Here is a 12,547-nt window from a genome sequence, read left to right as displayed (position 1 = left end):
GGGCCCTAGAGGGACAGCGACAACCCCAGGAGCAACCCGTACGCCAGCTCCAGGCGCCCCGTGTGGCGCAGAACCGGCAGCAGGTCCTTCCCCATCGCCCCGCCCAGGACGGCCTTCAGGGGCCCGAACGCCAGGGGCGCCACCAGGAACGTGAGCGCGGCCCAGGGGCGCTCCAGGACCGCGGGCACCAGGGCCAGGGCCGCTGCGCCCACCAGAGCGGCGTAGAGCCGGCGCGTTCCCGCGTCGCCCAGCTTCACGGCCAGCGTCAGCTTCCCGGAAGCCGCGTCCGTGGGGATGTCCCGGAGGTTGTTCGCCACCAGGATGGCGCAGGCCAGGGCGCCCACCCCCACCGCGGCGCACACCGCGGGCAGGGAGAGCCGCCCCGCCTGGGACCAGGTGGTGCCCAGCACCGCCACCAGGCCGAAGAAGATGAACACGAAAACCTCGCCCAGGCCGCGGTAGCCGTAGGGCCTGCGCCCCCCGGTGTAGAACCATGCGGCGGGAAGGCACGCGGCGCCCACGGCCAGGAGCCACCAGGCCCCGCACAGGGCCACCAGCGCCAGCCCCGCGGCGGCGGCGAAGCCGAAGGAGGCCAGGGCCGCCCCCAGCACGGCGCGGGGACGCGCGGCCCCGGAGCCGGTGAGGCGGAAGGGGCCCACGCGGTTGGCGTCCGTGCCGCGGATGCCGTCGGAATAGTCGTTGGCGAAGTTCACCCCCACCTGAAGGGCCAGGGCCACCGCAAGCGCCAGGGCGGCCCGCAGTGCGCCGGCGCCGTGCAGCGCCGCCGCGGCCCCGGTGCCGGCGGCGACGGGGGCCAGGGCGGCGGGGAGGGTGAAGGGACGGGCGCCCGCCACCCACTGTGCCGCTGTCGCCATGCCCGCCTCCTGGATGGCTCCATTGTGACGCAGGGCCAGCGCCCGGAACCGTCATAATGGAGCATCCCCAGGAGTGTACATGTTCGCCCGGCTCTGCCTCCCCCTCCTCATCGCCGCCTCGCCCCTGCTGGCGCAGGCCCTCACGCCCGAGCGCCTCGACCAGCTCGCGGCCGCCTGTCCCCAGGACGGCGGCTTCCGCGCCCTGAAGAACGCCCTGGCCCAGAACGACGGCCGCAAGCTGGCCGAGGACTGGTCCCGCATCACCGCCGTGGACGCGCACTTCACCAAGCGCATCGCCGACGAGCCCGTGGCCAACCAGATGGCCAGCGGCCGCTGCTGGATGTTCTCCGCCCTGAACATGTTCCGGCGCACGGGCGCCTCAAGGCTGGGCTGCGACAACCTCGAGCTGAGCCAGAACTACCTCTTCTTCTACGACAAGCTGGAGAAGGCCAACCTCTTCCTGGACGCCATCGCCCGCACCCGGGGGGCGGCCCACACGGACCGGCGCGTGGAGTTCCTCCTGGGCAGCCCCGTGCAGGAGGGCGGCAACTGGCAGGGCTTCGTGGACCTGGTGAAGAAGTACGGGGTCGTGCCCAAGGACGTGATGCCCGAGACCTTCAGCTCGTCCAATTCCGCGGCCATGAACCAGGTGCTGTTCCTGCGCCTGAAGGTGGCGGGCGTGCGGATCCGCGCGGCCAAGGACGCCGCCGCCGTGGAGGCCCTCAAGCTGCAGGCCATGAAGGACGTGTACCGCATCCTGGCCATGCACCTGGGCGTCCCTCCGTCGAAGTTCACCTGGCGCCACGTCGCCAAGGACAAGCAGGTGACCCCCCTCAAGGCCTGGACTCCCAAGGACTTCTACAAGACGGCCATCGGCGCCGACCTGGACGACTTCGTGGCCCTCTATTCCATCCCCACCCTGGCCTACCAGAAGAAGTACGAGATCGACCTGGACCGCGCCCTCCTGGACGCCCCCAACATGTTCTTCGTGAACTGCCCCCTGGAGGTCCTGAAGGAGGCGGCCAAGACCTGCGTCCTCTCCGACCGCCTGGTGTGGTTCGGCGCCGACGTGAGCCAGGACATGCAGCGCGAGGAAGGCCTGCTCATGCCCGGCGTGCGCGACTTCACCTCCCTCTACGGCATGGACTTCGCCATGGACCGGCGGGAGTGCTTCGAGAGCCGGCGCAGCGTGCCCAACCACAACATGGTCTTCACGGGCGTGGACATGGCGGACGGCAAGCCGGTGAAGTGGCTGGTGGAGAACTCCTGGGGCGACAAGGGCGGCAAGAAGGGCTACTACACCATGATGGACGGCTGGTTCGACCACTTCGTGCAGGTGGTGGTGGTGCCCCGCTCCGTGGTGCCCAAGGCCGTGCTGGACGTCTTCGGCACCCAGGCGGAGCTGCTGCCGCCCTGGGATCCCATGATGTCCGCCCTCAACGTCGAGTAGCGAACGGACATCCAAAAAGGGTGTTGACAATTCATGGTTCTTAATTGAGAATTAGTCTCGTTCTCATTACCATGACGTTCTGACACCTGAACGTCCAACCCGCAACCGGAAGACCGGGAGGTAGCATGTCTGCCCGAACACGAAACCTCTGCCTCCTGCCGGGGGCCGGGCTCGCCTTGGCCCTGGCCCTGGCCTGCGGCAGCGCCGTGAAGCCGGCGGACGCCGGCGGTCTCTCCCCGGCCGCCAGCCTGGGCGAGCAGATCTTCAAGGACACCTCGCTTTCCGCCTCGGGGCTGCAGTCCTGCGCCACCTGCCACGTGGCCGAAGCGGCCCATGGGGCGGACAACGACCTGCCCGCCCAGCTGGGCGGCCCGGCCATGAACCTGCAGGGCACGCGGCAGTCCCCCTCCATCCGCTACCTGGCCGGGAACACGGCCTTCCACTACGACTCCGAGGGCACGCCCACGGGCGGGTTCTTCTGGGACGGCCGCGCGGAATCCCTGGCGGCCCAGGCGGGCGGCCCCTTCCTCAATCCGGTGGAGATGGCCATGCCCAGCAAGGCGGCGGTGGTGGCCAAGCTGGCGGCCGCGCCCTACGCCGCGTCCTTCCGGGCGGTCTACGGAGACGCCATCTTCTCGGACCCCGAACAGGCCTACCGCTGCATGACCCTGGCCCTCCAGCAGTACCAGCGGGAGGACGCGGAATTCCAGCCGTTCTCCAGCAAGTACGACGCCTTCCTGCGGGGCAGTGTCCGCCTGTCCGATGCGGAGGCCCGGGGGCTGGCCCTCTTCAACGACCCCCGGAAGGGCAACTGCGCCGCCTGCCACCCCTCGTCGGGCGACCAGCCCCTGTTCACGGACTTCACCTACGACGTGCTGGGCGTCCCCCGCAACCCGGCGCTGTCGGCCAACGCCGATCCCGAGTTCTTCGACCTGGGCCTGGGCGCCCGCGCGGACATCGACCGGCCGGACCTCTACGGGGCCTTCAAGGTGCCCAGCCTGCGCAACGTGGCCCTGCGCCGGGTCCTCTTCCACAACGGGCGCTTCACCTCGCTCAAGGACGCGGTGACGTTCTACGTGCAGCGGGACACCAACCCGGAGAAATACTACCCGGTGGCGCCCGACGGCACGGTGATGAAGTTCGACGATCTGCCATCGAAGTACCACGGGAACGTCAACGTCACCGAAGTCCCCTATAACCGCCTGCCCGGCCAGGCGCCGGCCCTCACCGACGCCGAGGTCGACGACGTCGTCGCCTTCCTGAAGACCCTCACCGACGGCTACACCCGCTAAGGAGCCCCCTTGAAATCCCTGCGCCTTTCCCTGCTCACCGCCTGCCTCGCCCTTTCGGCCCTGCGCGCCCAGGCCCCCCCCGAGGACCTCGCCAAGCGCGTGGACGCCCTGTCCCGCGAGCTCGAGCGCATGAAGGGCGAACTCTCCGCCCGCCCCGCCTCGGACACCGTCCTGGGGGGCTACGGCGAGATCCAGTTCTCCCACTTCTCCAAGGACGGCTCCAGGGACACCGCCGACCTGCGCCGCTTCGTGCTCGCCCTCACCCACCGCTTCGACGACCGCACCGAGCTGGTCACGGAGCTGGAAGTGGAGCACGCCGTGAGCTCCTCCGACGACAAGGGCGAGGTGGAGATCGAACAGGCCTACATCCAGCACCGCCTCTCCCCCACGTGGTCCCTGCGGGGCGGACTCTTCCTGGTGCCCGCGGGCCTGCTCAACGAGCGCCACGAGCCCACCGCCTTCTACGGCGTGGAGCGCAACGCGGTGGAGACCGCCATCATCCCCAGCACCTGGCGCGAGGGGGGCCTCCAGGTGGTGGGCTCCTTCGAGAACGGCATCGTGCTCCAGGCCGGCGTCTCCACCGGGTTCGACTTCTCCAAGTGGGACGCCGCCAGCACGGAGGGCGCCGAGTCGCCCCTGGGCGCGGTGCACCAGGAGCTGAGCGGGGCGCGCTCCCACGACCTCGCGGCCTTCGCGGCGGTGAACTGGCGGGGCGTGCCGGGCCTCCTCCTGGGGGGTTCCTGGTTCCACGCCAAGGGCGCCCAGGGCCAGCCCGACATGCCGGCCATGGCCGCCACCCTCTGGGACGTCCACGCCCGCTGGACCCCGGGGCCCTTCGACCTGAGCGCCGTCTACGCCCGGGGCACCGTGGCCGACACCGCTGCGTTCAACCAGACCCGCGTGGGCAACCCCACCCTGGTGCCCAGCCGCTTCGAGGGCTGGTTCGGCCAGGCCGCGTGGCATGCGTGGTCCTCGGGCTCCTACGCCCTGGCCCCCTTCGTGCGCTACGAGTCCGTGAACACCGCCGCGGCCTTCGAGGCCCTGGCCCCCGCCTCCCTCACGCCGGCGCCCGCCCCGTCCGAGAGGATCTGGACCGCGGGCTTCAACTTCAACCTGAACCCCCACGTGGTGCTCAAGGCCGACCTGCGGCGCTTCAGGAACGACACCGCGCAGAACCGGGTGAACCTGGGCCTGGGGTGGGCCTTCTAGGGCTTCCAGGCCTTGAGGAAGGCCGTCACCTTCTCCCGGCTGTACCCCTTGCCTTCCTCGAACACGCCGGTGTCCTGGGAGTGCAGCACCTTCCCGTCGGCATCCAGCACGAAGAGGTGGGGGTAGGCCGGCACCTTGGGGAACTGGGCCAGGAACGCCTCGTTCTTCGCCTCCTTGCTGTAGTTGACGAGCACGAAGACGAAGTTCTTGTCCCGCAGCTCCTTCACGTCCTTCTGGGCCTCCCAGAAGCCGTGGAGCAGATGGCACCAGGGGCACCAGTTGCCGCCCACGTCCAGGATGATGCGGCGGCCGGTCTTCCGGGCCTCGGCCTTGGCGAGGTCCAGGTCCTTGAAGCTGTCCCGGGCGGGATCGAAGGGGCCGGTCTTCAGCACGGCCTTCTCGGGGGCCCGGGCCGCGAGGGGCGCGAGGGTGGCGCAGAGAAGCAGGGAAAGGGTGAAGGCTCGCATCGTGGCACTCCTGGATACCCAGTATAACGAAGTATCATTCCCGAACCGTTCTGGATCGTGCCCGTTCCCGATCGCCCGCCGCTGGCTTACCAGACCGGAGGCTGCTCCGCGATCACCCCATCCGAGGCCGTGGCCTGCTCCAGGCTGCCGGCCTTGGCCTGGATCACCAGGAACGTGAGGGGTTCGGTTCCCGTCGCCCTCCAGGCCCGGACGCCCGCAGGTTCGATGCGGATGGCGGAACCGGCCTTGAGCGGAAACCGCTCCCCATCCACCTGCATTTCCCCCTGCCCCGTCAGGAACACGTACAGTTCCTCGTTCTGCTTGTGGGAATGGGAAAAAGGCGAGGCCTCCCCAGGGGCCATGGAACCGAAGGACACCTCCATGCCGGTGAGGCCCAGCACCTGCCCCAGGAAGGTCTTGCCGGTGATCCGGCCACGCCGGGGATGATCCATTTCAAAGGCCCTCCACCGGTCCAGCGCGCCGAAATCCGCGGCGGTGAAGTGGGTGGACCGGGCGAGGGACTGCGCGGCTTGGGTCATGGCGTTCGCTCCTGGGAAGGGGGTGGAAAAGGGCGGTTGCGTTATTTTAGCACGACCGTTCGTGTTAATTTAACCAATCCGACAATCCGGCGCAAGGGCCGGGTACGCTTTTGAATCAGGGGCCGCTTGGGCTCGGGACCCTCCAGGAGGTCAGGTTTGGCGGAAAAAGGCGACAGCACCCGGGCGCGCATCCTGGACGAGGCGATGCGCATCGCCAGCCGCGACGGCCTGGAGGGCCTGAGCATCGGCGCCCTGGCCGCGGCCCTGCCCATGTCCAAGAGCGGCCTCTTCGCCCACTTCGGTTCCAAGTCGGCCCTGCAGGTGGCCACCCTGGAGCACGCGGCCCGGACCGTCCGGGAGCGCGCCGCCCCCGGCGCGCGGCTGGCCCCGGGCCCCGAACGCCTCACCTTCATCCTCCAGACGGTCATGGCCTGGATCGACGACCCGGGCCTGCCCGGGGGCTGCCCCATCACCGGCGCCTGCGTGGAATTCGACGACCGGGAAGGCCCCGTGCGGGAGACCCTCCTGCGCCTCCAGCGCGACTCCCACAGAAAGGCGGCCGAGAGCTTCGCGGAGTTCGCCCACCCCTCCCAGGATCCGGATCAATTGGCCTTCGAGTTCCGGGCGATCACCCTTGCCTACCACCACGCCTCAAGGTTGTTGCGGGAGGAACGGGCCGGGGACTGGGCCCGCAAGGCGCTGGAAGCCCTCCTCGCAAGGGCCCAGCGCCCGGCCTGATGACTAGGTTGCCTTGAGCCGGGTGAGGGCCACCTTGACGGGTCCGCCGTCCTCCTCCTGGAAGCCGGGCCTGGCGCGGGTCTCCCGGCGGGCCTGGTCGGAGGCCACGCGGATCTGGTCCAGCACCTGCACGGCCCGCTCGTGGGCGAGTTCCCCGTCCACCTTCAGGAAGACCTTGCGCAGGCCCAGGGGCTGGAGCATCACGACGGGCACCAGCCGCTCCCGCAGGCTCGCCAGCGTCACCTCCTCGCGCTGCAGGAAGAGCCGGCCCTCGCCGTCCAGGGTGACGACCACCGGCGGCTCCACGGGCTTCTCCTTGCGGCCGTCGACGATGCGGGGAACGGCCACCTCCAGGGCCCTGGAGAGGCCCGGCACCATCACGATGAAGACGATGAGGAGCACCAGGACGATATCGATCAGGGGCGTGATGTTGATGTCCGACTTCGCGCTCTGGCGGCGCACGTCCATGGGGGCCTCCTGGGATTTGCTCCAGGGTCGGTCCCCCGGCCGGCCCGTCAAGGCGCGGCCACAGAAGTTACAACTTCCTGATTAATGGAAGGTTATTGGCCCCTTTGTCACCCGTTCGTCACGGGCCCCAGAACCCGTTTCACGGAGGCGACCTTGTCGGCCATGCGCTGGGGCCGGTCGGAGCGCGTGCCCAGCTTGATGTCCGTGTGGATGCGGGGCACGCCCATGGCGTGGAGCCGCTCGTGGCAGGCGCGGACGGCGCCCATGACCGCGTCCCACTCCCCCTCGACGTTCGTGCCGTTGGCGTGCAGCTCGTACGTAAGCCCGGAATCCGCCAGCACCCGCTCCACTTCGGCGATGTACCGGGAGAGGGAGACCCCGGTGCCCACCGGCACCACCGTGAAATCCACGATCACATGCATGACGCACCTCGTCCCCAGCATCCCACCGGGGCCCCCGGATACGCAACGCGGCGGCCCCCCCGTCGCCGGGAAAGGGCCGCCGCGGCGGGAACCGGGCCTACCAGACCTTGATGCGGTCGGCAGGGGCCAGGTAGAGCTTCTCTCCGGCCTTGACGCCGAAGGCCTCGTACCAGGCATCCAGGTTGCGCACGACCGTGGGCCGCACGAAACCGGGGGTGTGGGGGTCGGTGGTGATGCGGTTGAGCAGGTTGGCGTCGCGGTAGCGCGAGCGCCAGATCTGGCCGAAGCCCAGGAAGAAGCGCTGGTCGCCGGTGTAGCCGCCCACGACCTTGGCGGGCTTGCCGGCCAGGGACTTGTGGTAGGCGTCCAGGGCGACGGTGACGCCGGCCAGGTCCGCCATGTTCTCGCCCAGGGTCAGCTCGCCGTTGACGTGGGAGCCCTTGAGGGGCTCGTACTCGGCGTACTGCTTGACGACCTTGTCGGTGAGGGCGGTGAAGCGCTTGACGTCCTCCGAGGTCCACCAGTCGGAGAGTTTGCCGTCCATGTCGAACTTGCGGCCCTGGTCGTCGAAGTGGTGGCTGATCTCGTGGCCGATGACGGCGCCGATGCCGCCGTAGTTCACGGCCGGGTCGGCCTTGGGATCGAAGAAGGGGGGCTGCAGGATGGCGGCGGGGAACACGATCTCGTTCCACAGGGGGTTGGCGTAGGCGTTGACCGTCATGGGCGTCATGCCCCACTCGGAGCGGTCGATGGGCTTGCCGATCTTGTCCAGCTGGCGCTGGAACCGGAACTCGGCGGCCCGGACGGCGTTGCCCAGGGCGTCGCCGCGCACGATCTCGAGCTTGGAGTAGTCACGCCACTTCTCGGGGTAGCCGATCTTGGGGGTGAACTTGGCGAGCTTGGCCCGGGCCGCGGCCTTGGTCTTGGGGTCCATCCAGGTGAGGTTGGACAGGCGCTGGTCCATGGCCGCGATGATGTTCCTGACCAGGGCGTCCATCTGGGCCTTGGCCTCGGGGGGGAAGTACTTCTTCACGTAAAGCTTGCCCACGGCCTCGCCCAGGGCGCCGGTGGTGAAGTCCGCGCCGCGCTTCCAGCGGGGCTGCATCTCGGGCTGGCCGGAGAGCACCGTGCCGTTGAAGGCGAAATTCTCGGCCACGATGGCCTTGGGCAGGAAGGGGGCGGCGTCCTTGATCGTGTGGAAGGCCAGGTAGTCCTTCCAGGTGTCCAGGGGCTCGCTGGCCAGGAGCCTGGCCGCGCCGGCGATGGCGCTGGGATTGGCGATGATCAGCTGCTTCTGGTCGTTGACGCCGACGGCGGTGAGCAGCGCCGTCCAGTCCAGTCCGGGGTAGGCGGCATCGAGGCCCGTGCGCGGGATGGGGTTGTAGAGCTTCTCGATCTGCCGGTTCTCCACCTGGGTCCAGTGGGCGGTGGCGATCTTCACTTCCAGGTCGTAGATGGCCTTGGCCTTGGCCTCGGGATTGGCGATGCCCGCCAGGCGCAGCATGGCCGCGATGTGGGTCTGGTACTTGGCGCGGATCTCGGCGAACTTGGGGTTCTTGGTGTCGAGGTAGTAGTCCCGGTCCGGCAGGCCCAGGCCGCCCTGGCCCACGTAGACGGAATAGATGGAGGGATCCTTCAGGTCCTGCTCGGGGCCCGCGGCCACGGGCGTGTTGATGCCGATGCGGGAGGCCGCGCCCATGACCTTGGCCAGCTGGGTGCGGTCCGCGATGGCGGCGATGGCGTCCAGCTGGGGCTTGAGGGGGGCGAGCCCCTTGGCCTCGATGGCGGCCTCGTCCAGGAAGCTTGCGTAGAAGTCCCCGACCTTCTGCTCCTCGCTGCCCTTCCTGGCGCCCTTGGCCTTGGCGGCGGCCTCGACGATGCCGCGGGTGCGCTCCTGGCTCAGGTCGCGGAGCTTGTCGAACATCCCGAAGCTGGCGCGGTCCGCGGGGATCTCGAGGTTCTTGAGGTAGACGCCGTTGACGAACTGGCCGAAGTCGTCGCCGGGCTTGACCGCCTTGTCCATGCCGGGGGTGTCGACGCCGAACGCGCCGTAGGTGGGACCGGCCTTCGCCGCGGCGGCGGGGGCCTTCTCCGGCGCTGCGGCCAGGACGGGGGTGGCCAGGATCATGGATCCAGCCACGAGTTTCGCCAACAATCCGCTTTTCTGCATAGGGTCTCCTGACCGATGAGGGTTAAAAAGTGTAACGCATTACGAGGTGTCACCGTTTAGGGCAGGGATCACACCTTTCTCGCCCCCCTGCCGCGAGGCTACTCTGTAAAAGGGGTTTGCATGGCGATCCAGACCATCATCGTGGGCACCGGCAGGCACATTCCGGCCGTCATCGTTCCGAATTCGGCCTTCATGCACCATCAGTTCCACGGTCCCGACCACCAACCGATCGACAAGCCCAACGAGGAGATCCTCGAACAGTTCGAGGCCATCACCGGCATCCATGAGCGGCGCTACGCGCCCGACGACCTCCTGACTTCGGACATGGCCTTCCTGGCCGCCGAGGACGCCCTGGCTTCCTCGGGCATCGACCGGGAGTCCCTGGACGGGCTCATCGTGGCCCACAATTTCGGCAACGTCCGCCCCAACGCCCACCGGTCGGATCTCGTGCCGTCCCTGGCCGCGCGGGTCAAGGCGCGCCTGGGCATCCGGAACCCCGGCGCCGTGGCCTTCGATCTGGTCTTCGGGTGCCCGGGCTGGCTCCAGGGCGTGATCCAGACCGACTGCATGATCCGCGCGGGCGCGGCCCGGCGGGTGCTGGTCATGGGCGCCGACACCCTCTCGAGGGTCTCGGACCCCCACGACCGGGACAGCCTGATCTACGCCGACGGCGCCGGCGCCGTGATCCTCGAGGGCCGCGAGGGGGAGCCCGGCGAGGGCATCCTGGCCCACGCGGCCCGCTCCGACACCTTCGAGCACTCCACCATGCTGCTCATGGGCCCTTCCTACCGGGACTCGGCCTTCCTCGAGGCCTTCTTCCTGAAGATGGAGGGCCGCAAGCTCTACCGCTACGCCCTCCACCACGTGGCCGGCGCCGTGAAGGACTGCCTGGACAAGGCCGGCGTGGACCTGCGGACGGTCGCCAAGGTCCTCATCCACCAGGCCAACCTCAAGATGGACGAGGCGATCCTGGAGGCGCTGTGCCGGCTCGCGGGCCTGGAGGGCGCCCCTCCCGGGCTCATGCCCATGACCATCTCCTGGCTGGGCAACAGCTCCGTGGCGACGATCCCCACGATGCTGGACCTGATCCTCAAGGGCGACCTGGAGGGCCACGCGATCAGGCCCGGCGACACGGTGGTGTTCGCCTCGGTGGGGGCGGGGATGAACATCAACGCCGTGGTGTACCGCTTCCCTAGGTCGTGAGGACCGCCACCCGGGCTTCCCCCGCCGCGTCCGTGGCGAAGCGGCAGCCGGCGTAGGCCGGGTTCTTGGCCACCAGCGCCTGGATCAGCCGGGCCTGGCCCAGTCCGAACTCGAACAGCACGCGCCCCCCGGGCTTCAGGAAGGCGGGGGCCTCCTGGAGGAAGCGGGAGACGATGGAGATGCCGTAGGGGCCGCCGTCGAAGGCCTCCCGGGGCTCGTGGCGCAGGAGGCCGGCGTGCGTCTTCTCCAGGGACGTGGAAGGGATGTAGGGCGGGTTCATGGCTACCACGTCCATGGTGCCCTCCAGGCCCCGGCCCTTGAGAGGCTCGAAGAGGTCCCCCCGCGACACCTGGACGCGGTCCTCCAGGCCGTGCAGGCCGACGTTCTCGCGGGTGAGGGCCGCGCAGCTCTCGGTGAGGTCGGAGGCCCAGACCCGCACCCGGGGCTGGAGCACGGCCACCGCGCAGCCCAGGTTTCCCGAGCCGCAGCCCATGTCGATCATGCGGAGCCCGCCCTCCCCGGCCGCCTCGAGCGCGGCCAGGACCTCGCGCCCCAGGATCTCCGTCTCCTCCCGGGCGGCCAGGACGTCGCTGCCCGTGAGCAGTTCGACCCCGAGGAAGGGCTGCCTGCCGAGCACCAGGCCCAGGGGCGCGCCTTCCGCGCGCTTCCCGGACCAGGCCAGCACCTGGGCCTCGGCGTCCGCCGGAGCCATGCCGCGGGCGGCGGCGATGATCCGCGCGGCCTCCGCGCCGGCCTCGCTCCCCGCGACCGGGACCAGGAGCGCTTCCACCTTCGCCTTGAGCCCGTCCAGATCCACGTCAGACATGTTTCCTCCTCAGAGGCCCGTGAGGCTCGAGTCGTCGCCCCGGCCCTCGATGACGTCCACGATTCGTTTGCCCAGGAGGGGCGCGGCCCTTCTGGCGAATTCGGCCGACGGATGCGAATCCCCCGCCGTGACGGAACGGCCGGGCTTCAGGTACAGGCCGCCGTCGGTCTCCAGGTCCCGGAAGTCCCACACGAAGATGTTGTCGCCCTTCTCGTCCCAGGTGTCCTTCACCCAGGCGGCGAACTGGCGCGCGCGCTCGGCGTCCTCCGGGCGGGTGGCGGCCTCGGTGAGGGCCGCGCCGGTCCAGACGATGAAGGTCTTGCCCGGGTACTCGCGCATTCGGGCCTTGAGCGCCTCGTACTGGAGCTTGTAGTTGGCCAGGGTCTTCTTCCGGGACGAGGCCGAGGGGGCGCCGTCGTCCTCCCGGATGGAGCTCACGGGGAAGCAGTGCTTGAACACGATCACGTCGTAGGCCCCGGCCAGGTCGTCCAGGTTGGCCTCGGACCGGTCCCGGGCCGCGCCGCGGTGGGCCACCCAGAGGTTCCAGTAGTCGTAGGGGTAGTTCTCCCACGGGTAGTGGTCCCGGAAGAACAGGTTGAAGACCCGCGAGGGCAGCAGCCGGCCCAGGCGGGGGTGGTTCCCCTTGGCGAGGGGGTAGTTCTGCTCGGTGATGCTGTAGGCGGTGCCGTGCTCGGCATTCCAGGCCTCCACGAAGGCGGCCACGCCGCCCTTCCAGATCTCCTCCCCCGTGCTGTGGTGGAGGAGCACGATGCGGACCGGAGGGTGGGCCATGGTGGTCTCCTTGGGTCGGGTACCGGGGCAGGAAACGCAGAGGCCCGCCACCAGCCCGATGGCGGCAATGCGCAGGTTCCGCGGGAAGGCCATGGG

13 protein-coding genes are annotated in these 12,547 nt (G+C 69.4%); 5 read left to right on the top strand and 8 right to left on the bottom strand.

Annotated features, from left to right (window positions below; genetic code table 11):
* Positions 1–5: 5 nt before the first annotated feature.
* Complete coding sequence (locus RAH40_RS19755) at positions 6–875, bottom strand: 1,4-dihydroxy-2-naphthoate polyprenyltransferase (protein ID WP_306599345.1); 870 nt, start codon at positions 873–875, stop codon at positions 6–8.
* A gap of 79 nt (positions 876–954) precedes the next feature.
* Between RAH40_RS19755 and RAH40_RS19750 the strand changes: the two genes are divergently transcribed.
* The 3 genes from RAH40_RS19750 to RAH40_RS19740 all read left to right on the top strand — a co-directional run bounded on the left by RAH40_RS19750 (position 955) and on the right by RAH40_RS19740 (position 4,826).
* Positions 955–2,325 carry an aminopeptidase C gene (locus RAH40_RS19750; RefSeq protein WP_306599344.1) on the top strand — a complete coding sequence of 457 codons (1,371 nt, stop codon included), beginning with the start codon at positions 955–957 and terminating at the stop codon, positions 2,323–2,325.
* A gap of 125 nt (positions 2,326–2,450) precedes the next feature.
* Positions 2,451–3,617, top strand: coding sequence for a cytochrome-c peroxidase (locus tag RAH40_RS19745; RefSeq protein ID WP_306599343.1), 1,167 nt, complete (start codon positions 2,451–2,453; stop codon positions 3,615–3,617).
* Between the two features lie 9 nt (positions 3,618–3,626).
* A complete protein-coding gene (locus RAH40_RS19740; RefSeq protein ID WP_306599342.1) occupies positions 3,627–4,826 on the top strand; it encodes a hypothetical protein in 1,200 nt (399 codons plus the stop codon).
* On the opposite strand, the gene RAH40_RS19735 is transcribed toward RAH40_RS19740, so the two are convergent.
* Together RAH40_RS19735 and RAH40_RS19730 are read right to left on the bottom strand one after the other, a co-directional pair.
* Positions 4,823–5,293, bottom strand: coding sequence for a thioredoxin family protein (locus tag RAH40_RS19735; protein ID WP_306599341.1), 471 nt, complete (start codon positions 5,291–5,293; stop codon positions 4,823–4,825). The genes RAH40_RS19740 and RAH40_RS19735 overlap by 4 nt on opposite strands.
* Positions 5,294–5,379: 86 nt before the next feature.
* The gene (locus tag RAH40_RS19730; protein WP_306599340.1) at positions 5,380–5,832 is read right to left on the bottom strand and encodes a cupin domain-containing protein; all 453 of its coding nucleotides are present in this window, start codon (positions 5,830–5,832) and stop codon (positions 5,380–5,382) included.
* Positions 5,833–5,988: 156 nt separating this feature from the next.
* On the opposite strand from RAH40_RS19730, the gene RAH40_RS19725 reads away from it, so the two are divergent.
* On the top strand, positions 5,989–6,570 hold the full coding sequence (locus tag RAH40_RS19725) for a TetR/AcrR family transcriptional regulator (protein ID WP_306599339.1): 582 nt from the start codon (positions 5,989–5,991) through the stop codon (positions 6,568–6,570).
* Positions 6,571–6,573: 3 nt separating this feature from the next.
* Here the strand turns inward: RAH40_RS19725 and RAH40_RS19720 are convergent, their stop codons facing one another.
* The 3 genes from RAH40_RS19720 to RAH40_RS19710 all read right to left on the bottom strand — a co-directional run bounded on the left by RAH40_RS19720 (position 6,574) and on the right by RAH40_RS19710 (position 9,588).
* Positions 6,574–7,038: a biopolymer transporter ExbD gene (locus RAH40_RS19720; protein WP_306599338.1), complete on the bottom strand. Its 465-nt coding sequence runs from the start codon at positions 7,036–7,038 to the stop codon at positions 6,574–6,576.
* Positions 7,039–7,145: 107 nt separating this feature from the next.
* Positions 7,146–7,460: an MTH1187 family thiamine-binding protein gene (locus RAH40_RS19715; protein WP_306599337.1), complete on the bottom strand. Its 315-nt coding sequence runs from the start codon at positions 7,458–7,460 to the stop codon at positions 7,146–7,148.
* A 97-nt stretch (positions 7,461–7,557) separates the two neighbouring features.
* Entirely contained in the window at positions 7,558–9,588 is a 2,031-nt protein-coding gene (locus tag RAH40_RS19710) for a M13 family metallopeptidase (RefSeq protein WP_306599336.1), read from the bottom strand.
* A 162-nt stretch (positions 9,589–9,750) separates the two neighbouring features.
* On the opposite strand from RAH40_RS19710, the gene RAH40_RS19705 reads away from it, so the two are divergent.
* A complete protein-coding gene (locus RAH40_RS19705) occupies positions 9,751–10,833 on the top strand; it encodes a 3-oxoacyl-ACP synthase III family protein (RefSeq protein ID WP_306599335.1) in 1,083 nt (360 codons plus the stop codon).
* Here the strand turns inward: RAH40_RS19705 and RAH40_RS19700 are convergent.
* Both RAH40_RS19700 and RAH40_RS19695 read right to left on the bottom strand, forming a co-directional pair.
* Positions 10,823–11,659, bottom strand: a complete 837-nt coding sequence (locus RAH40_RS19700) for a class I SAM-dependent methyltransferase (protein WP_306599334.1) — start codon at positions 11,657–11,659, stop codon at positions 10,823–10,825. The two genes, RAH40_RS19705 and RAH40_RS19700, sit on opposite strands and share 11 nt — an antisense overlap.
* Positions 11,660–11,668: 9 nt before the next feature.
* Complete coding sequence (locus RAH40_RS19695; protein WP_306599333.1) at positions 11,669–12,544, bottom strand: hypothetical protein; 876 nt, start codon at positions 12,542–12,544, stop codon at positions 11,669–11,671.
* Positions 12,545–12,547 lie beyond the last annotated feature (3 nt).

Source organism: Geothrix sp. 21YS21S-2, assembly GCF_030846775.1.
Classification (GTDB): Bacteria; Acidobacteriota; Holophagae; order Holophagales; family Holophagaceae; genus Mesoterricola.
Note: the sequence above shows the minus strand (reverse complement) of the source record. Positions and strands in the feature narration are given on the sequence as shown.

Bases quoted from the DNA above. Each gene is read 5' to 3' on its own strand.
- RAH40_RS19755 (WP_306599345.1), bottom strand. From the start codon at position 875: ATGGCGACAGCGGCACAGTGGGTGGCGGGCGCCCGTCCCTTCACCCTC.
- RAH40_RS19750 (WP_306599344.1), top strand. From the start codon at position 955: ATGTTCGCCCGGCTCTGCCTCCCCCTCCTCATCGCCGCCTCGCCCCTG.
- RAH40_RS19745 (WP_306599343.1), top strand. From the start codon at position 2,451: ATGTCTGCCCGAACACGAAACCTCTGCCTCCTGCCGGGGGCCGGGCTC.
- RAH40_RS19735 (WP_306599341.1), bottom strand. From the start codon at position 5,293: ATGCGAGCCTTCACCCTTTCCCTGCTTCTCTGCGCCACCCTCGCGCCC.
- RAH40_RS19730 (WP_306599340.1), bottom strand. From the start codon at position 5,832: ATGACCCAAGCCGCGCAGTCCCTCGCCCGGTCCACCCACTTCACCGCC.
- RAH40_RS19720 (WP_306599338.1), bottom strand. From the start codon at position 7,038: ATGGACGTGCGCCGCCAGAGCGCGAAGTCGGACATCAACATCACGCCC.
- RAH40_RS19715 (WP_306599337.1), bottom strand. From the start codon at position 7,460: ATGCATGTGATCGTGGATTTCACGGTGGTGCCGGTGGGCACCGGGGTC.
- RAH40_RS19710 (WP_306599336.1), bottom strand. From the start codon at position 9,588: ATGATCCTGGCCACCCCCGTCCTGGCCGCAGCGCCGGAGAAGGCCCCC.
- RAH40_RS19705 (WP_306599335.1), top strand. From the start codon at position 9,751: ATGGCGATCCAGACCATCATCGTGGGCACCGGCAGGCACATTCCGGCC.
- RAH40_RS19700 (WP_306599334.1), bottom strand. From the start codon at position 11,659: ATGTCTGACGTGGATCTGGACGGGCTCAAGGCGAAGGTGGAAGCGCTC.
- RAH40_RS19695 (WP_306599333.1), bottom strand. From the start codon at position 12,544: ATGGCCTTCCCGCGGAACCTGCGCATTGCCGCCATCGGGCTGGTGGCG.